Consider the following 23,577-nt stretch of genomic DNA (forward strand, 5'->3'; position numbering starts at 1 on the left):
ACTCGGCCGGTCCGATGGCCGAGCTACCGCGCCGCGACCTGTGCGGCGAACGCCGCGTACGCACGCTCGTCGAACAGGACGAACCACACCTCGCGCACAGCGGTGACCGCCGCGGACACGGTCTCGACGGCGATCCGGGCGCCGTCGGACAGCGGCCAACCGAAGATACCGGTGGAGATGGCCGGGAACGCGACCGTGCCCGCACCCAATTCATCGGCCACCCGCAACGATTCGCGATAGCAGGAGGCCAGCAGATCCGAGCGGTCCTCGGTCGCCGACCACACCGGACCGACCGTGTGGATCACCCAGCGCGCCGGCAGTCGACCTGCCGTCGTCGCCACCGCCTGCCCAGTGCGCAGGCCCTTGCCGTAGTGCGACGCGCGCAGCTTGCGACACGCATCGAGAATCTCGGACCCGCCCTTGCGGTGGATCGCGCCGTCGACTCCGCCACCGCCGAGCAACGACGAATTCGCGGCGTTGACCACGGCGTCCACCGTTTGCTCGGTGATGTCTCCCCGCACGAGTTGCAACGTGACCATGACCGAATTCTGCCATCGCAGCGGCACGCCGACGGTCGGCGTTTCCTGGAATCGTCTGATTCGGTCTGGCTATGCCCCTACGATCCGAAGATGAGCAACTCTGTTAAGGCAGTCCTCGAGGGCGGGCCGGAGGACTTGCCGGCCCGCATCGTTCCCATCACACCACCGGGGATCGAGCTCAAGGTCGCGTTCAAGGGCGGCTACGAGCATTTCAAGGTCACCGCCAGGCATAAAGACACATCCGAGGGCAGCCTGCCCGTCTACGAGTGGACGGTGCGCACCGAGATCGCGCAGTGAGCCCCGCGCGGTCACAGTGTCACCGGAGCGGATTCACAGCTTGTCTCGAGCAATGACCTCGACAATGCTGTAGGTGCCCGTCCTTCGAGCTCCCCTCGCCGCGCCGGCCAACCCTGTGCCGCCACCGCCGCAACTTCCATCTGCGGATCTGAACCCCGACTACCAGAACACCTTTCATCACGGACTATCGGTGTTGCACGGTTGGCTGCCATCGACCATCGAGTTGGTGGCAGTCGCCGTGCTCATCGCGGCCGTCGGATGGCGTACGCGCCGTTGGCGTCTCGTCGGCGTACCCGTGTGCGTGGCGTCGGGTATCGCAGGCGCGGTCGCCGCAAGAGCCTATGTCAACGACCAGGGGCTGGCGTCGGATCCGGCCCCGCTGCTGCTGTGGGTGTGTGTCGGCGCGACCGGCGCGGCGATCGCCGTGGCGGTGCTCGGCTGGCGTAGCGCACGATGGTGGCGACGTGGGATGTCGATTCTCGCGATTCCGCTGGCACTGCTGAGCACGGGCATCGTGCTCGATCAATGGGTCGGCTACTACCCGACCGTGCAATCCGCGTGGAGCGCGCTCACCGCCGGCCCGCTGCCACAGCAGACCGATCTCGACGCGCTGCCCGCGCTGCGCGGCACCAACCTCAGCAGCGGCAAGATCGTGCCGGTCCGGATCCCCGACGCGGGCAGTGGTTTTCCGCATCGCACCGAATACGTGTATCTGCCGCCCGCCTGGTTCGCCGGGCCGACTCCACCCGCGCTGCCCGTGGTGATGATGATCGGCGGCGAATTCAACACCCCCGCCGACTGGGTTCGCAGCGGCCAGATCATGCCCGCCGTCGACAAGTTCACCGCGGCCAACAGTGGCCGCGCGCCGATCCTCGTCTTCGTCGATTCCAGCGGCAGTTTCAACAACGACACCGAGTGCGTGAACGGCCCGCGCGGCGATGCGGCCGATCACCTCACCCATGCTGTGCCCGGCTATGTCGAGTCCAGATTCGGCGCATCGGCGGATCCAGCGCAATGGGCGGTGGTCGGCTGGTCAATGGGCGGCACCTGCGCGGTCGATCTGGCTGTGATGCATCCGGAGCTCATGCGCACCTTCGTCGATATCGCGGGCGACATCGGTCCGGCCTCGGGCACCAGGGAGCAGACCATCGCCCGCCTCTTCGGCGGCGATGCCGACCAATGGGCGGCCTTCGACCCGCTGACCGTGATGGCCGAACACGGCCCGTATACCGGCACCGCCGGACTCTTCGACGATCTGACCCCGCCGCCGCACGCCAGGACGGGTGGACATCCCCGGCCACCCGCCGACGACTCTTCGGCCGGCCTGGGCGGCCACGACGGTGTGCCCGACACCGGCGAGGTCGGCGCGGCCGAGCAGCTGTGCAAGCAGGGCCGCGAGGTCGGCATCGACTGCACGATCCACACCACTCAGGGCGGGCACACCTGGCAATTCGCCTCGGCGGCCTTCACCGCATCGTTCCCGTGGATCGTCGCCCGCGTCGGTCTTCCGGTACCCGATGCCCTGTGAACTATCGGATCACCCCATAAGCGCGCACCACCCCTACCCCTGAGTGCTCGAGGTCGGTCGCGGCGCATGGTCGGGGCACCTGAGCGGCATCCGAGGGAGATGCGGTTGCGGGTCGATTGCTACGGGGTCGGGGCGACGTCTCGAGTGGGGTCGGGGCGGAAAGTGCGGCGGTAGGTTCGGGGGGAGACGCCTATTGCTTCGTGGAGGTGTTGGCGTAGGGAGCCGCCGGTGGCGAAGCCGACTTCGCCTGCGATCCGATCGATCGGGAGGTCGGTGGATTCCAGGAGGTCCCGGGCTCGGAAGACGCGCTGCTGGATGAGCCAGCGGCCGGGGCTCATGCCGACCTCGTCGCGGAAGCGGCGAGCGAAGGTGCGCTTGCTCATACGGGCGTGGGCGGCGAGATCGTCCATGGTCAAGGGCAATCCGAGGTTTTCCAGCGCCCAATGGCGGGCGGCCGCGGTGCCGGTGGAGGCCGACGGCGGCACCGGCTGTTCGATGTATTGGGCTTGGCCGCCGTCGCGCCAGGGCGGGATGACACAGCGGCGGGCTACCCGGTTGGCGACTTCGCTGCCGTGGTCGCGGCGCACCAGGTGCAGGCAGATGTCGATGCCCGCTGCCGCGCCCGCCGAGGTGAGGACGTCGCCGTCGTCGACGTACAACACGTCCGGGTCGAGATGCACCTTCGGAAAGGTGCGGCGGAACAGGTCGGCTTGATTCCAATGCGTCGTGGCGGGCCTGCCGTCCAATAACCCGGCGGCCGCGGCGACGAACGCACCGGTGCAGATGGACACGATTCTGGCGCCCGGTCGAATCCGCGCGAGCGCGTCCGACACGGTGGGCGGCAGCTCGCCATCGAGGGTCATCGCAATGTCGCACGCCGGGATGACCACGGTGTCCGCGGTGGCCAACGCACTGCTGTCGAGTTCGACGGCAATCGCGAAATCGGAGCGGGTCGCCACCGGCCTCCCGTCGATCGAGCAGGTCATGACCTCGTACCGGTCCGGGGCGGTACCGAACACCCGGCTCGGAATTCCCAGCTCGAAGGGATACACGCCGTCGAGCGCCAATACGACCACGCGGTGCCGGACCGAATCATCACGCACCGAAGCATCCGCCACCATGGCACGATCATATCGAATTATGGCAATCGTGCCATTTTCTCGATTGGTTGCGGCAGGCAATGTCGAGTGCATGAGTGAAGACAAGACAATGCGTGCGATCAGCCAGGACGTTCTCGGCGGGCCCGAGGTTCTCATAGAGGCGCAACTGCCACGTCCGGTGCCCGGGCCCGGCGAGATTCTGGTTCGCGTGCGTGCGGCGGGACTCAACCCGACCGACTGGCGACACCGCGCAGTGCCCGGTCTGTTCCTCGCGGAGCCGCCGTTCGTACTCGGCTGGGACGTATCCGGCGACGTGGTCGCAACCGGCATCGGGGTGACGCTCTTCGCGCCTGGCGACGAGGTCTTCGGCATGCTCCCCTACCCGTACGGTCACGGCGCGCTCGCCGAGTACACGACCGGACCGGCACGCGCCTTCGCACGGAAACCGACTGGGCTGGACCATATTCGAGCCGCCGCGATCCCGCTCGCCGCCCTCACCGCCTGGCAGGCACTTGTCGATACCGCGGACCTCACCGCCGGACAGCGCGTCCTGATCCATGCCGCCGCGGGCGGCGTCGGACACTTCGCCGTCCAAATCGCCAAGGCCCGTGGCGCATACGTGATCGGCACCGCGAGCGCGGCCAATCACGAATTCCTGAGCGCTCTCGGCGTCGACGAGGCGATCGATTACCGGACAACAGATTTCGCCGAGGCAGCCCGCGATGTGGACGTGGTGCTCGACTCGATCGACGACGAGAACAGCCTCCGCTCCCTGCACACCCTGCGCCCCGGCGGCCTGCTGATCTCCCTGCGTGCCTTCGGCCCTGCCGATTTGGCGGCCGAGGCCGACATGTTGGGCGTACGCGCAGTCCGCATGCTGGTGGAAGACGACCACGCCGGCATGACCGCGCTCGCACAACTCGCCGAAACCGGCGCGCTGCGACCGACAATCGCCGGGACCTTCCCACTGGCAGACGCCGCAAAGGCGCACGCACTCGGCGACACCGGCCGCACCGTAGGCAAGTTGGTGCTGACGGTGCCGTAGCGTAACCGGACCGCAGGCACAGTCATGGCCGAATGCGTAACCGATAGGACTCGAGTGCTTGCCCTACCGCCGGGCGAGAACCCGGTCGGACGATCGGCCGGCACAAATGCGACCGACATGTCGGGGGCGACTACATTCCCGGCCCGGCGATAGAAGGCCAGCACATGCTTCGGGGCGGCCCGCACATTTGCGGACCGCCCCGAGTACGGCGGCTACTGCCGGCCGTGCAGCACTGCGAAAATCGGACTACTCGTCGTCGAGTTCCGCGAGGACCTCGTCGGACAGGTCGACGTTGGTGTAGACGTTCTGCACGTCATCGCTATCTTCGAGCGCGTCGACCAGCTTGAACACCTTGCGCGCACCATCCGCGTCGACCGCGACCGACACCGACGGCTGGAAGCCCGATTCGGCAGAGTCGTAATCGATTCCGGCAGACTGCAGCGCGGAGCGCACGGCGATCAGGTCGGACGGGTCGCTGATGATCTCGAAGGTGTCACCGAGGTCGTTGACCTCCTCCGCACCCGCGTCGAGCACAGCCATGAGAACGTCGTCCTCGGACAGGCCGTTCTTCTCCAGCGTGACGACACCCTTGCGGTGGAACAGGTACGAGACCGAACCCGGGTCGGCCATATTGCCGCCGTTGCGGGTCATCGCGACACGCACCTCGCCCGCGGCGCGGTTGCGGTTGTCGGTGAGGCACTCGATCAGCACCGCGACACCGTTGGGTCCGTAGCCCTCGTACGTGATCGTCTGCCAGTCGGCGCCACCGGCTTCTTCGCCGCCGCCGCGCTTACGGGCACGCTCGATGTTGTCGTTGGGCACTGACGACTTCTTCGCCTTTTGAATGGCGTCGAAAAGCGTCGGATTACCGGCCGGGTCACTGCCACCTGTGCGGGCCGCCACCTCGATGTTCTTGATCAGCTTGGCGAAGAGCTTGCCACGCTTCGCATCGATCCCAGCCTTCTTGTGCTTGGTGGTGGCCCATTTGGAGTGGCCGCTCATTCCCTACTTCCTCCAGGTCGACTGCACGTCTGATTGTGCGCACGGTACCCGTTCCGGCCGGGTAGACAACTCCCCCAGCCTACTCGGCCTGTCGCCACGCCTGCTCCAGGCTCACATCGGGGCGGGATTCGCACCACGCATGAGCCCGGCTCGAGCTACGGCTACGCCTCGCGCACCAGGTCCACGAACATCCGGTGCACCCGCAGGTCGCCGGTGACCTCGGGGTGGAACGACGTCGCGAGGACCTTCCCCTGCCGCACCGCGACGATACGTCCGGCGAACGGACCGCTCGGCACCGTGGCAAGCACCTCGACGCCCTCGCCTGCACGCTCTACCCACGGCGCCCGGATGAACACCGCGCGGATCGGGCCCTCGTCGAGGCCCGCGAAATCCAGATCGGTCTCGAACGAGTCGACCTGACGACCGAAAGCATTGCGACGCACCGTCATATCAATACCCGACAGGTGCTTGGCATCGGGTCGGGTGTCGAGCACCTCGGAGCCGAGCAGGATCATCCCGGCGCAGGAACCGAAGGCGGGCATGCCCGCACGCAGCCGGGCGCGCAGCGGTTCCAACAGCTCGAACACCTCGAGCAGCTTGCTGATAGTGGTCGACTCACCGCCCGGCAGCACCAGTGCGTCGACGGCGGCGAGCTCGGATTCGCGGCGCACCAGAACAGGTTCCGCACCGCACAGTGCGAGCGCCGCGACATGTTCGCGCACGTCACCCTGCAGCGCGAGCACGCCGATGGTCGGCCGGGAAGGGACCTGCTGCGCGCCTGCGGCCGGCGAGGCTACCGAGGATGCGTTCACGATCGAGAGCTTACGAGCCACCGCGGTGTGGCCCTGCTCACGGTCGCCTTCAAGGTTCCGTCAACGCGGGTCCGCATGACCAGCAACAGGCCGACACTCGCACTGTGATTGCTGTCTTGCCGCGCCGGACGCCAGAGCCGCGCGGAGATGCGGGTGCCACCCCGAACCGGCGCGGGTTGACCGTTTCGACCGGATTGGCGGGCCTGTCCCTCGACGCCATGGCGTCGGTGTCCTACGGTCCGGAAGCGATCGTGCTGGTACTTGCGACCGCCGGTGGTGCCGGACTGAGCTCAGGCCCGGTGGTGGTGCCGGTCGGCCACGTCGAGCAGTTCGGTCAGTGTTCCCGCAGGGTGCGGATCAAACCTTCCTGCACGACCGCGGCGACCAGTTGGCCTTCGCGGTTGAAGATCTTGCCGCCGGTCAGCGCACGGCCGAAGCCCGCCGACGGCGAAGACTGGTCATAGAGCAGCCAATCGTCGGCGCGGAACGGGCGCAGGAACCACATGGCGTGATCGAGCGACGCGTTCTGGGTCTCTTCGTCGGGGTGGATGACCTTGGAGGAGCCCAGCAGCGTCATATCGCTCATGTAGGCGAGCGTGCAGACGTGGAACAGCGGGTCGTCGGGCAGCGGATGCCGGTAGCGGAACCACACCTGCTGTTGGGACACCACGCCGTCGCGGCGGGCCACGCTGTCCTGCGGCACCGTGCGGATATCCCAGTGCTCCCACTCCCGCATCGCCCACAGCCGCTCCGGGCTCATGGTGGTGCTGGCATCGGGCAGGTCGTCGGGCGGCTGCACGGCAAGCATCTCGTCCTGATGCTCCGGCCCCTCGTCGCCGACGTGGAACGATGCCGACATCGTGAATATTGCCGCGCCATCCTGGACGCCGGTGACCCGGCGGGTGCAGAAGGACCGGCCGTCACGAATCCGCTCGACCAGGTACACCGTCGGCTGATCCGGATTGCCAGGCCGCAGGAAGTACCCGTGCAGCGAATGCACCTGATACCGCGGCTCCACCGTGCGTACCGCCGACACCAAAGCCTGGCCGGCAACCTGTCCGCCGAATGTGCGCGGAAGCTGGGTCTTCGTGGAAGCACCACGGAAGATGTCCCGCTCGAGCCGCTCGATTTCCAGCGCCTCTTCGATTGTCGCCATGCGCTGACATTAACCCGCCGCCGCCCACCGCTCCCGCCCGGCTGGGCGGTCGCTCCTGCCGGGCCGACCGCTCGCTGCTGCGCAACCCGGGCGCGCCGACCGACCTGACCGGCCGGTTCTGCCGGACACATAATCAGCCGCTCGGCACTGAACGAGAAACCAGGCGGCGACCACATGCGGCACCGCTGCACCATCGGTCGGTCGGCCGCGACCGCCGGATCCTGGTTTGTTGTGATTGACGGGTGCCACAGTTCGCAGCGATCACCCGAGACAGCCTCGTCGAGCTGGTGACCCACCGTATCCTCGAACTGCCCGGCCGCCAGGTAATCGCGGTCGACGGAGCCGATGCCGCCGAACCGGTCCCGCTCGCAGACCTCATCGCCGCCGCCCTGCGCGCCACCGGCCGCGCCGCCTACGTAGTCTCCCTCCACGACTACGTCCGCCCGGCGTCGCTGCGCATGGAGTACGGCCGTGACGACGAACTGTCCTATCGCACAGCATGGTTCGACTACGAAGCCCTCCGCCGCGAGGTCGTCGATGCCCTCCACGACACCGCCCGCTGGCTGCCCGCCCTCTGGAACGAAAACACCGACCGCTCGGCCCGCGCAGCCATCCGCCCCGCAGCCCCCGACACCGTCGTCCTCATCGCGGGCCCCATGCTCCTGGGCCGCACCCTCCCTTTCGACCTGACCCTCCGCCTCGATATGTCCGAACCAGCCCTGCGCCGCAACACCCCATCCGACCACCAATGGACCATCCCAGCCTTACTCCATCACCATCACGAAAACCCCGACCCCCCAACCTTCTTCATCCGCTGGGACCACCCCCACCGCCCGGCACTCCGTACCGAACCACCCCGATAGGCATCCACACCACAGCGGTCACCGCACGAACGGGACATGGTGGCAAACTTTCTCGCGATATGCCGCAGCCATATCCCGTTCGACAGCGGACAGCACCGTGGCAGAGCTGCGCAGACCGCAACCCCGCCGATAGCTTCGCGCTAGGCGCGTCGAGTGGCACATGGCCAAGGCGGCTGTGGTGTGTCGCCGCAACCGTGTGCCACTCGCCGTCGCCGAGGTAGCGCCCGACCTCGCTCAGTCGAGCCCGCGGAGCCTGGTGGAACTTTGTAGCCTGTGCCACAACCAGTTTCCCTGCTGGAAGCCGGCCGCGAATGGTGCGGCCCGCTCGCCAGACTTGATAGCTCCGCGTTATGCGCGGGAGTCGGATATTGCGAATATCGCTGTGCCACGTCGCGCAACCCACTCGCCACTCACCGTCGCCGGGGCAACGCCAGACCTCGCGTCATCGAGCCAGCGAGTCCGTGATGAAAGCCCTTATCGCCTGCGCCACAGCCACATTCCCTGTTGCAGGCCCGGCCGGGAGGCCGGCGCTCGATCGAGCCGACCCGATAGCTGCACACTATGCGCAGGAGTTATCGCTTTCGCTGTGTGTCATCGTGACCATACCGCTGGCCGTCGCCGAGACATAGCGCCACTTCGCGTAGTTGAGGCGGCCCGGTGTGCAGGGCCTTATCCCTTGTGCCACAGCGTAATCAACCTCTGGCGATGGCGCATGGTGGAGAGCGTTCGCGGTCTTCACCACGACGATGTGCCACTCGTTGTGGACTAGGTGAGGCGGTGGCCGCCGTCTATGTGGAGGACGGTGCCGGTGATGAAAGGGTTGTGCATAAGGGTGAGCATTGCTTGGGCGATGTCGTCGGGGTGGCCGATTCGGCCGACGGGGAGGCGGGCGGCCATTTGCTGGTGGCGTTCGGTTTTGGCGGGGCCTGCGATGGTGTCCCAGATGGGGGTGTCCACCCAGCCGGGCGAGACGACATTGACGCGGATGGGGCCCATTTCGACAGCGAGTGCGTAGGCGAGGGAGGCGAGAGCGCCGTTGACGGCCGCGACGATGGAGGCGCCGGGGGCCGGGCGGTAGGCGGCGACGCCGGAGGTGAAGGTAAGGGAGCCGCCGGCCGCGATGCGGGCGTGTTTGGCGACGAGGGTGGGGCCGATCACCTTGGCTTCTACGAAGTTTCGGCCGATCTCGGCATCGAAAGAACCAATGGGCTGGTATGCGCCGTTGGCGTCGGCTGCGGTGGTCACCACGTGGTCGACCGGACCGGCCTCGGTGAACAATCGCTCGAGGTCGCTCTCGCGGGTGATGTCGGTGACGACCGAACGCACTGTGCCTGGGCCTTCGGGCAGAGCGCGTTCGGCGGCGGCGAGCCGGGCCGCCGATCTGCCCGCGATGGTGACTTCGGCACCCCGGCCGATCAGCGCGGCCGCCAGCGCGAGTCCCATGCCGGAGCTGCCGCCGACGATGACGACGCGTTCGGGGATTGTCGTGGTTTGTGTCATGACTCCACCCGACCATCGGCAGCACCGAGTGTCCATGTCGCGCTCTCGAATTCGCGTTAGATCAGGACTAATACCGCAGATCCCGGCCGCGGCCGGTGGTTCGAGAGCTGCTAGCCGCAGGCCACCGACTGCTGGCCGAAGCTGGTCAGCATGGTGCAGGCCCACGTCTTCTGCACTTTCCACTTGCCGTCCTCCGCGACGAACGGAACGTCGACAATGTTCTCCTGGCCGTTGACGATGAACTTCGCCTTGGCGTTGACGCTGTCACCGAAAGCGGTCACGTCGGTGACCACGATCTGCGCGTTCGCGGCCCTGGCGGCCTCGGCCAAGCGACCGGGCAGTTCGGGGTCGGCCTGTGCGCCCTGCACCAGTTCGAGCTTGTCGGCATTCGGTAAGGCGGGATCCAGTGCCCGTGTCAACGCCGTGTTCAGGTCGGCGGCGCTGGGGATCAGCGGAAGATTCGAGCTAGCTGCCACGGAGGTCGACGTGCGGGTCGTCTTCGGCGGATCCTTCGGATCATCGCTGCCACATGCGGTCAGGCTCAGCATTGCCGCGATCGCCACGGCGCCGATCGTGATGTGTCCGGTCTTACGAAGCTTCAACTGCTCGTCCTTTGCGTTCGATGGGTCGCGTGTCACCCGACACTGATGCGGCACGAACGCCCGCGTGGGGGCAGACGGGCATCGAATCCCTAAGCTATCCAACAACTCTGTGGTGGTGGTAAGACAATGATGTGGTCCACCGAAGGCTCCGGAATGCGCCTCAGCCCGAGCCGGTGAGCGGCCGCCGAGACAGCGCGTCGACCAGCACCCGCACCGCCGGGTTCCTGCTGGCCGAACGCCATGCGGCGGCATACGTGACCATCAGCGGTGCGCCGCGCATCCGACGCCACACGAGGCCGGGAAGGTCGGCAGGGCGTGCCGAGCTCAAGCCGATTGCATCTGGACGCAACGGGAGAACGGCCAGCATCTGAGCGTGTCCCATAGCGCTGTCACTGAGGCGAACCTCGGCACCGCGCTCACGGAGCTCGCGCAACAGCGCATCGTGGAGGCCGGTGGCGGAATCGCGTGCGAAAAGAATCAGCTCCTGGCCGGTGAGGTCCGACGGCTCGATCTCCTCGGCGACGGCGAGCGGGTGGGCCGACGACATCAGGACACCGAGTTCCTCGCGCGCGACCGGTTCCTGGTCGAAGCGGTCCGGCAAAGTCACCGGTGCGCGGACGAGCGCGAGGTCGACCTCGTCTGCGTCGAGCAGCCGGACCTGGTCGGCGGTGGTGCCACCGGTGAGCACCATCCGGGTGCCGGGCAGTCGGGCGCCGAGCAACTCCTCGATGCGCGCCGGAATCCACGGCGGCACTCCGTTCAACAGCCCGAACCGCAGGATCGTCGCACCAGCGTTCGCCACGCGCCTGGTTTCCCGGATCGCCTCGTCCACCGAGCCCAACACGTCCTTGCCGGTCCGGAACAACACCGCACCGGCAGGGGTCAGCGCGACCAGCGGCTCCCTGGTGAGCAACGGCCCACCCATCTCCCGCTCCAACACCCGGATCTGCTGACTCAAGGTAGGCGTCGATATGAACAATCGCTCCGCGGCCCGCCGAAAATGCAGTTCCTCCGCCAACACCACGAAGTACCGCAGTTGCCGCAACTCCACACCCAGACGTTACTCGGCCATCGCCCGGCTCGACGAGCCGAAAAGCCGGTCACCGCGAGCACCAACTGCTGCTATGAGCACACTGAGGCCGACCGGAACGCGCGATCAACTCGGCACCATCGGCGACGAGCTACGAATAACCATCGGCCACACGAGAACCCGACCCTCGGCCACAACCTCCCTGGTGCGAGATGAGCGGCACGGGGGAAGGACCGCCCGGAAACGGAAAGACCGCGCTACATCACAAGGTGCCGGCTATACACACGAGCGGGGACTCCGCTGAGTCCCCGCTCGTGGTGGAAGAATCGTGAGACCGCGCTGAGCGGAAGTCACCAACCGCGCTCGGCGAGCCGGTGGTCGACCGGCAGCTCCTCGACATTGATGCCGACCATGGCCTCACCGAGGCCGCGCGAGACTTTCGCCAGCACGTCGGGGTCGTCGTAGAAGGTGGTGGCCTTCACGATGGCGGCCGCGCGCTCGGCCGGGTTGCCGGACTTGAAGATGCCGGAGCCGACGAAGACGCCCTCGGCACCGAGCTGCATCATCATGGCGGCGTCGGCAGGGGTGGCGATGCCGCCCGCGGTGAACAGCACGACCGGCAGCTTGCCGGTCTGGGCGACCTCCCGGACCAGCTCGTAGGGGGCCTGCAACTCCTTGGCTGCGACGAACAGCTCGTCCTCGGGAAGCGAAGACAGCCTGCGGAGTTCACCGCGAATCTTGCGCATATGGGTGGTGGCGTTCGAGACGTCACCGGTGCCCGCCTCACCCTTCGAGCGAATCATGGCCGCGCCCTCGGTAATTCGGCGCAGCGCCTCACCCAGGTTGGTGGCGCCACAGACGAACGGAACGGTGAAGTTCCACTTGTCGATGTGGTTGGCGTAGTCGGCGGGGGTCAGCACCTCGGACTCGTCGATGTAGTCGACGCCGAGGCTCTGCAGGATCTGTGCCTCCACGAAGTGCCCGATACGGGCCTTGGCCATCACCGGGATGGAGACGGCGGAGATGATGCCGTCGATCATGTCCGGATCGCTCATGCGGGATACGCCGCCCTGGGCGCGGATGTCGGCCGGAACTCGCTCGAGCGCCATCACCGCGACCGCACCGGCGTCCTCGGCGATCTTGGCCTGCTCGGGGGTGACGACGTCCATGATCACCCCGCCCTTGAGCATCTCGGCCATCCCGCGCTTCACGCGGGCGGTGCCGATGGTGTTGGTGGTCTCGGGCGTGGTCACGGCAAACTCCTGGGTCATGTGCGCCAATCGGGTCGCATGGATGGAACGCCACTGATTCTAGGCGGGCCCATCAGGCCACTTGATAGCCAGTTGAGCACCACTGGCCTTGCCCACGACCAGGAGGTCTCACCTCGAACCGGCTGGACTGGACCGATACCTCAGGGGCGTGAACACGGATTCGCCGGGCCGACGAGAAGTTTCGTCGACCCGGCGAATTCCGAGCTCATGATCAGATCGGGTTGACGACCAGCAACTGCGCCCAATACTCCGCGGCGGTGGGGCCGATCAACGGCAAGAGGAAATCGAACAACAGGTAGGACATCTACTACTTACCTCCACGCACCAATGTTTCATCCCACCTCGGTGGGATCGCGACACCGGGTTTCCGAGTGCCTTCCGATAAGCACTACCCCGGCCGCGCCAATCCAGTCGCGACGCTATCACGATCGTGAAATACATCACAGGGCAATGTGATCGGCAGCGCACCGCTGCCGCGGCGTAGCCGGACGCTAGCGAATCGAACGGACCTCGGGATCGGTGCCGGTCGAAACGACTTTCGCGGCCTCGGTCAGCAGTTGGTCCAGGTGGTACGGGTACACCGTTTCGCCGGACTGGTCCAGCGCGATGATGTCCGCGGCCGTGCACCACTTGTTGGCGGTGATGCAGCGGCGCTCCACCGCAGTCATGTTCCCCGGCTGCGGTTCGTAGGCGCCGACGCGGAGTGCGAAGAACAGCTCTTCGGCACGGATCAGGTCGCCGTCGAACGGGAACACCGCGACGCGTCGCCAGATCGGCCCGCGCAGGCTGTCCGGATCGGCCCGGTGACCGGTCTCCTCCCACAGTTCGCGGATCGCCGCGGCACGCAGGGTCTCCCCCGGATCGACACCGCCGCCGACGGTGAACCAGAACGAAATATCCGGCGTCTTGGGGTCGTGACCGCGCATCAACAGCACGCGATCGTCGTCATCGAGCAGCACCACCCGCGCCGAAGTGCGAATGGTGTCCACGTCGAGTCCGGTCGACGCGGCGGGAGTGGCGCGCTCGGTGATCTCGAAGTAGGTCGGCAGCGGGGCGGTGCCGCCGAGGTGCAGGATGCGGACCGGTCGCCGGGTGCGCAGGGCAAGGGTGTCACGGACCGCGTCGTTGTGGAACCTGCGAGCGATCAGCACCCGAGCTTCGGCATCGGCGAGTTCGGCCACCTGCTGCGGGCGCAGCTGGGTGATGTCGATCGCGGAAAGTGCGGCCGAGAGCTGGTTTTCGACGGTTTCACGGTCGGCTCGGCTTGCTCGTTCCGCGCGATCGGCCAGCATAGCCAGGAGTTTGGCCCGATCGGCCGATGCCGGGTCCGACGTCGGACCCGCGATCGCAATCGCGACCGACCTCGCGACCACCGCCCGCCGGGCCAGCGCCGAATCCAGCGCATGCCAGGACTGGTCGGAACGCACGTGCAACCGGTCGAGCCGGTTGGCCGTCGAGTAGGCCCAGATGCCGATCGCGAAAAACACCGCCGCGATCAGCGCGAGTACGAGGACCGTTGTCGCGGAGAAAGTGATCATCCCGCGGCCCGCACTCGGACGTCGCCGACGGTCACGGTCTCGTAGACCCGCAGGATCTGTTCGGCGACCACCGGCCAGTCGTACTCGCCGACGATCTGAGTCGCGCTCTGCACCAGCGCATTCCGGCGGGCATCGTCGGTGAGCAGTCCATCGATCGTGGTGGCGAGCCGAGCCGAATCACCCACCGGCACGAGCACGCCCGCGGATCCGTCGCGCAGCACCCGGCGGAAGGCGTCCAATTCGCTTGCCACCACGGCAGTTCCAGCGGCCATCGCCTCGATCAGGATGATGCCGAAGCTCTCGCCGCCGAGATTGGGCGCGCAGTACACATCCGCGCTGCGCATCGCCGAGGCCTTGTCTTCGTCGGAGACCTGACCGAGAAAACGCAAATGGTCGGCCAGCGGACCTGCCTCGCGGCGCAGCCGCTCCTCGTCACCGCGCCCGACAATGAGAATCTGCAGGTCAGGATGCTTGCTCACCAACGACGGCAACGCGCCGAGCAGTACCTCCATCCCCTTGCGTGGCTCGTCGTAGCGGCCCAGAAACAGCACCGTTCCGCCCGTCCGCGGATAGCCGGGCAGCATCGGCGCCCGTGCGAAAGCAGGCACGTCGACGCCGTTCGGGATTTCCACCGCGTCGGACCCGAGCGCCTCGACCTGCCAGCGGCGCGCCAGTTCGGAGACCGCGATCCGACCACTGATCTTCTCGTGATACGGCCGAAGCACGCCCTGGAAGGTGCTGAGCACCAATGATTTCGTCGTCGAGGTGTGGAAGGTGGCGACGATCGGGCCCTCGGCGATCTTCAGCGCGAGCATCGACAGGCTCGGCGCATTGGGCTCGTGGATGTGCAATACGTCGAAGTCGTTGCCGTCGATCCAACGGCGAATCCTGGTGTAGGCCATGGGGCCGAAGGACAGTCGCGCCACCGACCCGTTGTAAGGGATCGCGACCGCGCGACCGGCCGAGACCACGAAGTCGGGCAGAGGTGTATCTTCCGAGGCAGGAGCGAGCACGCTGACTTTGTGACCGCGTTCGATGAACACCCGCGCCAGTTCCACGACATGCGCCTGCACCCCGCCGGGAACGTCGAAGGAATAGGGGCAGACCATGCCGATTTTCATGGTGTGTCACCTCCCCTGCCGTGGTTCTGGAACGCGGCCTGCGCAGCGGCAATCCTGGCGCGTCGCTCCGGCGAAAGGTCGTTCTCCCATTGTGGCTGCAACATGTGCCAGTCGGCGGGATGCTCGGCGATGTTCGCTGCGAACCGATCGGCCAATGCCTGTGTCGCCGCCGCAATACCGCCCGAAACATCCAGTGGAGCTTCGGTTTTCATGCCCCAACCCTCGCGACCGTCGGCATCGACGGTGAACCACAGGTGCACCGGGATCAACGCCGCACCGGTCTCGATAGCCAGTTTCGCCGCACCGGCAGGCATCCAGGTGGTCTCCCCGAAGAAGGTCACCGGGACACCACGGCCGGTGAGGTCGCGCTCCCCCATCAGACAGACCGCTTTGTTCTCGTGCAGCCGCGCCGCCAGTTCGACAAACGGCGGCTGCTGGCCACCGGTCAGCGGAAACACCTCGAAGCCGAGGCTTTCCCGATAGGCGACGAAGCGTTCGAACAACGATTCCGGCTTCAGCCGTTCCGCGACAGTCGCCAGACCACCGTGGTTCTGCACCAGCCAGACCCCCGCCATGTCCCAGTTCCCCGAATGTGGCAGCACCAGGACCGCGCCGCGCCCCTGCGCCAGCGCCGCTTCCAGATTCTGCACCCCGTCCACGGTCAGCTGCGCACCGAGCGCCGCATGGTCCATCGACGGCAGCCGGAAGGCCTCGCGCCAGTACCTGGCGTAGGAGCGCATGCTCGCCCTGAGCAGCTCGTCGGGCACCTGCTCGGGCGCGACGCCAGTGACCCGGGCGAGGTTGCGCCGCAACTGGTCCGGACCGCCCTTGCGCGTCGCCCGGTCGGCGCCCCAATCGAACAACCTGCGCGCGGTCGAATCCGGCAGTGCGCGCACCAGCCGCCACCCTGCCGCATACCCCGCGGCGCCGATCCGTTCCCCGATACTCACAACCACCCCTGTATTGCTCCGAGACCTGCGATTGTGCGACCGAACGTCATGCCGCGGTTGATCATGCCGGTTCCTGGGATTCCGCGGCGGGACGGGCAGGCGGGATCACGTCCCGTGCGCCCGGCGAGTTGCGCACCGCCAAGATCCGCTGGAACACGGTCACGATGCTGAGCACCGCGAGAATCCACATCGCCACGTGCACAGCCCAGGTCAGCCATTCGATGCCCCAGTAACCGCCGATACCGGTGAGTCCGGCACCGACCAGCACGATGATCAGCCGATCCGGCCGCTCGATGAGCCCGCCGTCCGCGGAAAGCCCGCTCGCCTCGGCGCGCGCCTTCGCATACGAGATCACTTGCGAGGTCACCAGCACCACCAGCGTCACCACGAACAGCGGCTTGCTGTCCTCGTGGTACACCGCCCACCAGGCCAGCCCGGCGAAGATCGCGCCGTCGGCGACCCGATCGCAGGTGGCGTCCAGTACCGCACCGTATTTCGTGCCGCCACCGCGCGCACGGGCCATGGCGCCGTCGAGCATGTCGAACATGACGAACAGCCAGATCACCATGGTTCCCCAGAACAGATGTCCGGTCGGGAACAGGGTGACCGCGGCCGCGATCGAGGCGACCGTGCCGATCACGGTCACCGCGTCGGGCGTGAGCCCGGTCTTCACAAGCGCCTTACCCAGCGGCGCGGTCGCTTTGGAGAACGTCTCGCGGCCGAAGAAGCTCAGCACTTACTCGACCTCTTTCCACGCTTCGGTGAGCAGGGCCCATGTGTCCCGCAGCAACTGGGGCATCACCTTCACCCCGCCGACGATGGTGATGAAATTCGCGTCCCCGCCCCAGCGCGGCACGATGTGCAGGTGCAGATGGTCGGCAAGCGAACCACCCGCCACTCCACCGAGATTCAGGCCGACATTGAAACCGTGCGGCCGCGAGACCTGCTTCATTACCCGGATCGCCTGCTGGGTGAATGCCATGAGCTCGGCGCTCTCCGCGGGCGTGAGGTCCTCGAGGTCGGCCACCTTGCGGTAGGGCACCACCATCATGTGCCCGGGGTTGTACGGATACAGGTTGAGCACCGCGTAGACCACTTCGCCGCGTGCGATGACAAGACCGTCCTCATCCGACATCTTCGGGATATCGGTAAACGGGTGTCCGGTAGCGTCTTTGGGGGTCGTCGCGGCGGCCTCCGCGATGTAGGACATCCGATACGGCGTCCAGATCCGCTGCAACCGGTCCGGTTCGCCGGCCCCGGTGTCCACGATGCTCCCCTGCTCGGTCGGTTCGGCGAGCCCATCCGGCACCGTACGCTCGCTCATGCCGGGTCCTTCTCCGTCAGTACCTCGAAGCCCTCGGCAGTCGGTGAAGCGTTCTCCCGGTTGGCGATCCACGCCTCGATGGTGGCCACCGCGTCGGCGACCGGCACCCCGTTGACCTGGGTGCCGTCGCGGAACCGGAAGCTCACCGCGCCCGCGGTCACATCGCGCTCGCCCGCCAGCAGCATGAACGGAATCTTCTGCGCGGTGTTGTTGAAGATCTTCTTCTGCATCCGGTCGTCGCTGCGGTCGACCTGTGCCCGGATACCGGCGTCCTGCAGCTGCTCGATCACTTGATCCAGGTGCGGCGCAAAGGCTTCCGCCACCGGGATGCCGACAACCTGCACCGGCGACAACCAGGCGGGGAAGGCGCCCGCGTAATGCTCGGTGAGGACACCGAAGAAGCGCTCGATCGAACCGAACAGCGCGCGATGGATCATCACCGGCCGCTGCTTGGTCCCGTCGGAGGCGGTGTATTCGAGGTTGAACCGCTCCGGCAGGTTGAAGTCGAGCTGGATGGTCGACATCTGCCAGGTGCGCCCGAGCGCGTCCTTGGCCTGCACGGAAATCTTGGGCCCGTAGAAGGCCGCGCCGCCGGGATCGGGCACCAGATCCAGCCCGGAGGCCGAGGCCACCTTGGACAGGGTTTCGGTCGCCTCTTCCCAGATCTCTTCGGAGCCGACGAACTTCTTCGGATCCTTGGTCGAGAGCTCCAGGTAGAAGTCGTCGAGGCCGTAATCCTTCAGCAGATCGAGCACGAATTGCAGGGTATTGGTCAGCTCGGCGTGCATCTGCTCTTTGGTGCAGTAGATGTGCGCGTCGTCCTGGGTCATGCCGCGGACCCTGGTGAGGCCGTGTACGACACCGGACTTCTCGTAGCGGTACACCGAACCGAATTCGAACAGCCGCAGCGGCAGTTCGCGGTACGAGCGGCCGCGGGCCCGGAAGATCAGGTTGTGCATCGGGCAGTTCATCGGCTTGACGTAGTAGTCCTGGCCGGGCTTGCGAACGGTGCCGTCTTCGTTGTATTCGGCGTCCAGATGCATGGCGGGGAACATGCCGTCGCGGTACCAGTCGAGGTGCCCGGAGACCTCGAACAGATGCCCCTTGGTGATGTGCGGGGTGTTGACGAATTCGTAGCCCGCGGCCACGTGGCGACGGCGCGAATACTCCTCGAGCTCCTTGCGGATGATGCCGCCTTTGGGGTGGAACACCGGCAGTCCGGAGCCGAGCTCGTCGGGGAAGCTGAACAGGTCCAGCTCCAGACCGAGCTTGCGGTGGTCACGGCGCTCCGCCTCCGCGACCAGGTGCATGTGCTCGTCGAGGGCTTCCTGCGACTCCCATGCGGTGCCGTAGATGCGTTGCAGGTCCTCGCGGCTCTGATCGCCGCGCCAGTAGGCGGCGGAACTGCGGGTCAGCTTGAACGCGGGGATGAACTTGGTGGTCGGGATGTGCGGGCCACGGCACAGGTCGCCCCACACCTTCTCACCGGTGCGCGGATCGAGGTTGTCGTAGATGGTCAGCTCTTTGCCGCCGACCTCCATGACCTCCGGATCGTCGATGCCCGACTTATCGCTGATCAGCTCGAGCTTGAACGGCTCCTTGGCGAGCTCGACGCGCGCCTCGTCGATCTCGACCACCCGACGTGAAAAGCGCTGCGCGCCTTTCACGATCTTCTTCATCCTGGATTCCAGCTTGGCCAGATCCTCGGGGGTGAACGGCTTGTCGACCTGAAAGTCGTAGTAGAAGCCGTCCTTGATGAAGGGGCCGATACCGAGCTTGGCGCCGGGGAACTCCTGCTGCACCGCCTGGGCGAGCACGTGCGCGGCGGAATGCCGGATGACGCTGCGGCCGTCTTCGGTATTGGCGGCGACCGGCTCCACCTCGACGTCGGTATCCGGAATCCAGGACAGATCCTTGAGGCCCTCGGCGTCGCGGACGACGACGATGGTGTCGGGACCCTTGGTCGGCAGGCCCGCTTCGCGCACCGCGGCGCCCGCCGTCGTCCCGGCCGGCACCCGGACGAGGGCGACAGGGCTGATAGGGGCTGAGGTGGTCACGGCAGCGGACTCCTTGGCTTTTGGTGGCGGGCTTGTTCCCGCGTTTCATCAGCCGGACACAAATTTGCTCCGGCGCGACCATGCTAGCTAGCCCGGCTCCCGGCGTCTTCCGCCGGTCGTTGGGCGCGTCAATACTCGCATTGCGGGCCGACGGTCGCGCAGTTGCCGAATCGTGGGCTCCCCCGTCTTCCGTAACTCTTGCCGGACGTCAGTGCCACGACAGCGGACCGGCGATCGCGTGTCCCATCGGCGTCTGGACGTGCCCGGTGAGTTACGCAGGTACCCACTGGTCGCCTTTGCGAAGGCGACAACGCGTCAGCTCTCCGCGGCCAGCTTCTCCAGGAGGGCTTTGCGCTCGGCAGCGGGGCGTTTGGGGCAGCTGGTACACATTTCGCACCCGGGCACCTCGAAGACCAGGCAGCAGGAGATGCGGCGCACGAAGGTGCGCCCACCGATCTCGACGAAGCGGGGCGTCGGCAGCTTGTCACCGATCTCGGCGGCCAGACGCGTGCCTGCCGCGGGCGCACCGGCGTCCAGTGCCCGGTTGCCGATCGCGTCGGCCACGATCGCCCAGAGCGACGGCACGCCCGCGCCCGACACCTCGGCGACCGGGGCGATCACGTCGGCAAGGGTCTCCCGCAGAGCCGCGCCGCATCCGACAGTATCTGTGCCGGGGCCGGCGACCTCGATGTGCTCGACCCCACCATCGGGTCGGACCTCGCAGGCGATCCGGTCCAGTACCGGCGCAGCCGCGGTTTCCTCGTGCGCGTAGGCGCGCGCGATCTTTTCGACCAGGGCGGAGGCCACCATGCACCACCACAGGGTGCCCGCGATGCGCAGCGAGGTGGTACCCCAGGACTGGCCCATCTCCGTGATTCGCGCGGTGAGCCAGTCCGGTTGGGTGAGTGTCCGCCCTGGAACGGTGTTCACCGAGTGAGGGGACTGTGCAACCACTGCCATTCGACTCCGATCCAGCCGCCGACCAACCCGAATGTTCCCAATATCCATAGTGTCGCGACGACCAGCGCAAAGGTAGCCGCCGCCGCGAACACCTGCAGAGCCATACCTCGGCTGGAGTACCAGGCCATACCCTGCCGGTACTTCCCGTGCAGCCAACCCAGCGCCCGGTGCGCCCACGCGAATTCGGTCGCCAGGATGCCGAGGCCGGCGAAAACGATCGCCCAGCCGGGACCGGGATAGGGAATCGCCAGGATGCCGAGCACCAGCACCGCGACGCCGATCACCGCGACCCCGATCCGGTAGGCGAGGTTCAGAGTAGGTCGCCCGGCCAGTCCGTTACGGAAGGCGCGCCAGCGGGTCGGTTCGGTCGCTGAATACGGTTCGAGCTCGATGGTCACCCCGCCAGCCTACGAGCCATCCGGCGGTACCCGATTCGGCTCCAGCACTGGTTCGAGATGTTCGACATCTCAGACCAGCTCGGGTGTGCTGCGCTGCCCGGCATCATCGATCTCGACGAGCCCGTGAATGGTGATCCCGACGACGCGCGCGCTGGCGATGTCGAAGAACAGGCCCGACACCGTCACACCGCGCTGGGCGATGGCCGCCTGCACCGCCGGATGCCGGTGCAGAGTCTCCAACTGGACCGCCACGTTCACCATGCCGAGCTGGTCGACAGCACCGAACCCGGCCGCCTCGGCCGCCGCCGCGACCGGGTGCCCGAAGCGGAAGCGTTCGAGGCTCGGGTCGGCGTGCGCCAGCCAGGGCCCGATCCCCGGGCCGGTATCGGTTCCGGAATACAACGCCTTCATCGCGCCGCACGAGGAGTGGCCGCAGACCACGACAGAGCGCACATCGAGCTCCTGCAGCGCGAAGATCAACGCGGCCTCTACCGACGCGTCACCGGATACCGGAACCAGGTTGCCCACATTGCGGACGGTGAACATGTCGCCGGGACCGCTGCTGGTGATGATGTTGGGCACGATCCGCGAGTCCGAGCAGGTGAGGAAGAACGAATGCGGATCCTGTGAGTCGTGCAGGTCATCCAGGTGCGGGCGCACCACATGCGCATGGCTACGGTGGTATGCCGCGACGCCCGAGGTGACCGAATCGATGTTCTTGTCGTCGCTACGCCATGGACCGAGAATCTCGTCCATGGCCGCCCGACCGAAGCCGCGCGCGGGCGGGCCCGCCGTTACCGCGGCCATGCGCGCACTACCGATCTCCACGAATTCGACAGTGCCGCCGCTGCTTTCCTGCTGGCGCACCCATTCCTCGATGGCTTCGAAGGCGGCGTGATCGAGGAAGTCCACGGTCATCTCGACGGTGACGTCGGCACCGGCGGGCACCTTCGCCAACTCCGTGGACAGCTTCGGCAAGGCCAGAAAGGTGCAGGAACCGTCGATGGTGACCAGCCACCGCTGCGAACCCGGGACCTGCATAGCGGCGACGGCCACTCGTACCACGCGCCACAGCAGCAGGCCGAAGGCCAGCGCCAGACCGATGATCACGCCTTCCAGCAGGTTCAGGAACACGACGGCGACCACGGTGACCGTGTAGACCAGCAGATCACCGGTGCGCCGGGCGAGCTTGATGTGGGCCAGCTTCACCAGTTGGACGCCGATCACGATCAGCAGACCCGCCAGCGCGGCCTTCGGAATCTGCTGCACGAGTCCGGCCAGCGCGACCGAGAACAGCAGAATCCAGAATCCGTGCAGCACCGCAGAGGCCCGGCTGCGCGCGCCCGCCTGCGCATTGGTGGCACTGCGGACGATCACACCGGTGATCGGTAGACCACCGAGCAGACCGGAGACCACGTTCGCGGAGCCCTGGCCGATGAGTTCCCGGTCGAAATTGGTGCGCTGACCGGTGTGCATCTTGTCGACGGCCACCGCCGAAAGCAGGCTCTCGACGCTGGCGATGAGTGCGATGGTCAGCACCATGATCGCCACCGCGGACCAATCACCGCTCGGCAGGCTCGGCAGCTCGATCGCGTCGAACAGTGAGCCGCTCAACACAATTCGCTCGGCACCTGTGGGCAATACCAAGGAAAGGACGGTGCCGACGAACACCGCGACCAGCGGTCCGGGAATGGCACGCACCCGAGCGGGAACATGACGCCATCCGAGCATGATCGCGATGACCACCATGCCGATGAAGGCACCGCCGCCGTGCAGGTTCATCAACTGACCGGGCAGCTCCACGATGTTCTTCCACGCCGAGCTGTGGGAGGAACCACCGAGCAGCACATGGATCTGCTGCAGTGCGATGGTGATGCCGATGCCGGCAAGCATTGCGTGCACCACAACGGGCGCGACCGCGAGCGCCGCACGCGCGATGCGACTGAGCCCGAAGAGGATCTGCAACAGACCGGCCGCCACCACGATGAAACAGGTGACGCGCCAACCGAATTCACTGATCGACTCGGCGACGACCACGGTGAGACCGGCGGCAGGGCCGCTCACCTGGAGCACGGAACCGCCGACTGTGCCGGCGACGACACCGCCGATAACGGCAGCGATGAGCCCGGCGGCCACCGGCGCGCCGGAGGCGAGGGCGATGCCTAGCGACAGCGGTAGAGCGACCAGAAATACAACGATCGACGCAGGCACGTCGTGGCGTAGGACAGACGCCAAGCGGCCGGATCGCGATCCAGAATCATCCCCCGATTCAGTGGGCGGTGACAGCGGTGTGGCTACATCGTTCTCGACGGCCATTGACTCTCCTTCGCCGAACTCGGCAAGTGCCGAGGTCGGTTGACGATCAACATGTCCAGCAGGGCATAAGACCGCGAACCGGCATCTCGCGGTGAAGCAGTTCCCGACCCGGCAACGGGTCGAGATGTAAATCCCAACAAGGGTATTGGTAAAGACTTAGCAAAGCCT

The 23,577-nt window shown here is 66.6% G+C and carries 22 protein-coding genes; 4 read left to right on the forward strand and 18 right to left on the reverse strand.

Annotated elements, in window-relative coordinates:
* Positions 1-23 precede the first annotated feature (23 nt).
* A complete protein-coding gene (locus OHQ90_RS30185; protein WP_328403259.1) occupies positions 24-539 on the reverse strand; it encodes an O-acetyl-ADP-ribose deacetylase in 516 nt (171 codons plus the stop codon).
* A 90-nt stretch (positions 540-629) separates the two neighbouring features.
* Between OHQ90_RS30185 and OHQ90_RS30190 the strand changes: the two genes are divergently transcribed.
* A complete protein-coding gene (locus OHQ90_RS30190; RefSeq protein ID WP_328403260.1) occupies positions 630-836 on the forward strand; it encodes a DUF5988 family protein in 207 nt (68 codons plus the stop codon).
* A gap of 73 nt (positions 837-909) precedes the next feature.
* Positions 910-2,364: an alpha/beta hydrolase gene (locus tag OHQ90_RS30195; protein WP_328403262.1), complete on the forward strand. Its 1,455-nt coding sequence runs from the start codon at positions 910-912 to the stop codon at positions 2,362-2,364.
* 119 nt (positions 2,365-2,483) lie between these two features.
* Here OHQ90_RS30195 and OHQ90_RS30200 read toward each other — a convergent pair whose 3' ends face one another.
* Positions 2,484-3,485, reverse strand: a complete 1,002-nt coding sequence (locus OHQ90_RS30200; protein WP_328403264.1) for a GlxA family transcriptional regulator — start codon at positions 3,483-3,485, stop codon at positions 2,484-2,486.
* 70 nt (positions 3,486-3,555) lie between these two features.
* On the opposite strand from OHQ90_RS30200, the gene OHQ90_RS30205 reads away from it, so the two are divergent.
* Positions 3,556-4,509 carry an NADP-dependent oxidoreductase gene (locus OHQ90_RS30205; RefSeq protein WP_328403266.1) on the forward strand — a complete coding sequence of 318 codons (954 nt, stop codon included), beginning with the start codon at positions 3,556-3,558 and terminating at the stop codon, positions 4,507-4,509.
* A gap of 246 nt (positions 4,510-4,755) precedes the next feature.
* Here OHQ90_RS30205 and OHQ90_RS30210 read toward each other — a convergent pair whose 3' ends face one another.
* The 3 genes from OHQ90_RS30210 to OHQ90_RS30220 form a co-directional block, all read right to left on the reverse strand.
* The gene (locus OHQ90_RS30210; protein ID WP_328403268.1) at positions 4,756-5,511 is read right to left on the reverse strand and encodes a YebC/PmpR family DNA-binding transcriptional regulator; all 756 of its coding nucleotides are present in this window, start codon (positions 5,509-5,511) and stop codon (positions 4,756-4,758) included.
* A gap of 161 nt (positions 5,512-5,672) precedes the next feature.
* Positions 5,673-6,323 carry a pyridoxal 5'-phosphate synthase glutaminase subunit PdxT gene (gene pdxT, locus OHQ90_RS30215; RefSeq protein ID WP_328403270.1) on the reverse strand — a complete coding sequence of 217 codons (651 nt, stop codon included), beginning with the start codon at positions 6,321-6,323 and terminating at the stop codon, positions 5,673-5,675.
* Positions 6,324-6,657: 334 nt separating this feature from the next.
* Complete coding sequence (locus OHQ90_RS30220; protein WP_328403272.1) at positions 6,658-7,479, reverse strand: acyl-CoA thioesterase; 822 nt, start codon at positions 7,477-7,479, stop codon at positions 6,658-6,660.
* Between the two features lie 242 nt (positions 7,480-7,721).
* On the opposite strand from OHQ90_RS30220, the gene OHQ90_RS30225 reads away from it, so the two are divergent.
* Positions 7,722-8,342, forward strand: coding sequence for a hypothetical protein (locus OHQ90_RS30225; protein WP_328403274.1), 621 nt, complete (start codon positions 7,722-7,724; stop codon positions 8,340-8,342).
* Between the two features lie 765 nt (positions 8,343-9,107).
* On the opposite strand, the gene OHQ90_RS30230 is transcribed toward OHQ90_RS30225, so the two are convergent.
* The 13 genes from OHQ90_RS30230 to OHQ90_RS30290 all read right to left on the reverse strand — a co-directional run bounded on the left by OHQ90_RS30230 (position 9,108) and on the right by OHQ90_RS30290 (position 23,409).
* A complete protein-coding gene (locus OHQ90_RS30230; RefSeq protein ID WP_328403276.1) occupies positions 9,108-9,842 on the reverse strand; it encodes an SDR family oxidoreductase in 735 nt (244 codons plus the stop codon).
* A 110-nt stretch (positions 9,843-9,952) separates the two neighbouring features.
* Entirely contained in the window at positions 9,953-10,444 is a 492-nt protein-coding gene (locus tag OHQ90_RS30235; protein ID WP_328403278.1) for a hypothetical protein, read from the reverse strand.
* Positions 10,445-10,604: 160 nt separating this feature from the next.
* The gene (locus tag OHQ90_RS30240) at positions 10,605-11,495 is read right to left on the reverse strand and encodes a LysR family transcriptional regulator (RefSeq protein ID WP_328403280.1); all 891 of its coding nucleotides are present in this window, start codon (positions 11,493-11,495) and stop codon (positions 10,605-10,607) included.
* 329 nt (positions 11,496-11,824) lie between these two features.
* The gene (gene pdxS, locus OHQ90_RS30245) at positions 11,825-12,745 is read right to left on the reverse strand and encodes a pyridoxal 5'-phosphate synthase lyase subunit PdxS (protein WP_328403282.1); all 921 of its coding nucleotides are present in this window, start codon (positions 12,743-12,745) and stop codon (positions 11,825-11,827) included.
* A 491-nt stretch (positions 12,746-13,236) separates the two neighbouring features.
* Positions 13,237-14,280 (reverse strand): NUDIX hydrolase, encoded by a 1,044-nt coding sequence (locus OHQ90_RS30250; protein ID WP_328413186.1) that lies wholly within the window; start codon positions 14,278-14,280, stop codon positions 13,237-13,239.
* A complete protein-coding gene (locus OHQ90_RS30255) occupies positions 14,280-15,404 on the reverse strand; it encodes a glycosyltransferase family 4 protein (protein WP_328403284.1) in 1,125 nt (374 codons plus the stop codon). Before OHQ90_RS30255 ends, OHQ90_RS30250 begins: the two co-directional genes overlap by 1 nt.
* The gene (locus tag OHQ90_RS30260) at positions 15,401-16,354 is read right to left on the reverse strand and encodes a phosphatidylinositol mannoside acyltransferase (protein ID WP_328403286.1); all 954 of its coding nucleotides are present in this window, start codon (positions 16,352-16,354) and stop codon (positions 15,401-15,403) included. Before OHQ90_RS30260 ends, OHQ90_RS30255 begins: the two co-directional genes overlap by 4 nt.
* Positions 16,355-16,415: 61 nt before the next feature.
* Positions 16,416-17,090 (reverse strand): phosphatidylinositol phosphate synthase, encoded by a 675-nt coding sequence (pgsA, locus tag OHQ90_RS30265; protein WP_328403288.1) that lies wholly within the window; start codon positions 17,088-17,090, stop codon positions 16,416-16,418.
* Positions 17,091-17,678 carry an HIT family protein gene (locus OHQ90_RS30270; protein WP_328403290.1) on the reverse strand — a complete coding sequence of 196 codons (588 nt, stop codon included), beginning with the start codon at positions 17,676-17,678 and terminating at the stop codon, positions 17,091-17,093. It lies immediately after the preceding gene.
* Entirely contained in the window at positions 17,675-19,735 is a 2,061-nt protein-coding gene (gene thrS / locus OHQ90_RS30275; protein WP_328403292.1) for a threonine--tRNA ligase, read from the reverse strand. Before thrS ends, OHQ90_RS30270 begins: the two co-directional genes overlap by 4 nt.
* Before the next feature lie 315 nt (positions 19,736-20,050).
* Positions 20,051-20,665 carry a (2Fe-2S)-binding protein gene (locus tag OHQ90_RS30280; protein ID WP_328403294.1) on the reverse strand — a complete coding sequence of 205 codons (615 nt, stop codon included), beginning with the start codon at positions 20,663-20,665 and terminating at the stop codon, positions 20,051-20,053.
* Entirely contained in the window at positions 20,662-21,093 is a 432-nt protein-coding gene (locus OHQ90_RS30285; RefSeq protein ID WP_328403296.1) for a TIGR02611 family protein, read from the reverse strand. Before OHQ90_RS30285 ends, OHQ90_RS30280 begins: the two co-directional genes overlap by 4 nt.
* Positions 21,094-21,162: 69 nt before the next feature.
* Entirely contained in the window at positions 21,163-23,409 is a 2,247-nt protein-coding gene (locus OHQ90_RS30290; RefSeq protein ID WP_328403298.1) for a solute carrier family 23 protein, read from the reverse strand.
* Positions 23,410-23,577 lie beyond the last annotated feature (168 nt).

The sequence above is a fragment of the Nocardia sp. NBC_00403 genome (assembly GCF_036046055.1).
Lineage (GTDB): Bacteria > Actinomycetota > Actinomycetes > Mycobacteriales > Mycobacteriaceae > Nocardia.

Bases quoted from the DNA above. Each gene is read 5' to 3' on its own strand.
- OHQ90_RS30185 (WP_328403259.1), bottom strand. From the start codon at position 539: ATGGTCACGTTGCAACTCGTGCGGGGAGACATCACCGAGCAAACGGTG.
- OHQ90_RS30230 (WP_328403276.1), bottom strand. From the start codon at position 9,842: ATGACACAAACCACGACAATCCCCGAACGCGTCGTCATCGTCGGCGGC.
- OHQ90_RS30200 (WP_328403264.1), bottom strand. From the start codon at position 3,485: ATGGTGGCGGATGCTTCGGTGCGTGATGATTCGGTCCGGCACCGCGTG.
- OHQ90_RS30220 (WP_328403272.1), bottom strand. From the start codon at position 7,479: ATGGCGACAATCGAAGAGGCGCTGGAAATCGAGCGGCTCGAGCGGGAC.
- OHQ90_RS30205 (WP_328403266.1), top strand. From the start codon at position 3,556: ATGAGTGAAGACAAGACAATGCGTGCGATCAGCCAGGACGTTCTCGGC.
- pdxS (WP_328403282.1), bottom strand. From the start codon at position 12,745: ATGACCCAGGAGTTTGCCGTGACCACGCCCGAGACCACCAACACCATC.
- OHQ90_RS30255 (WP_328403284.1), bottom strand. From the start codon at position 15,404: ATGAAAATCGGCATGGTCTGCCCCTATTCCTTCGACGTTCCCGGCGGG.
- OHQ90_RS30270 (WP_328403290.1), bottom strand. From the start codon at position 17,678: ATGAGCGAGCGTACGGTGCCGGATGGGCTCGCCGAACCGACCGAGCAG.
- OHQ90_RS30210 (WP_328403268.1), bottom strand. From the start codon at position 5,511: ATGAGCGGCCACTCCAAATGGGCCACCACCAAGCACAAGAAGGCTGGG.
- OHQ90_RS30190 (WP_328403260.1), top strand. From the start codon at position 630: ATGAGCAACTCTGTTAAGGCAGTCCTCGAGGGCGGGCCGGAGGACTTG.
- OHQ90_RS30290 (WP_328403298.1), bottom strand. From the start codon at position 23,409: ATGGCCGTCGAGAACGATGTAGCCACACCGCTGTCACCGCCCACTGAA.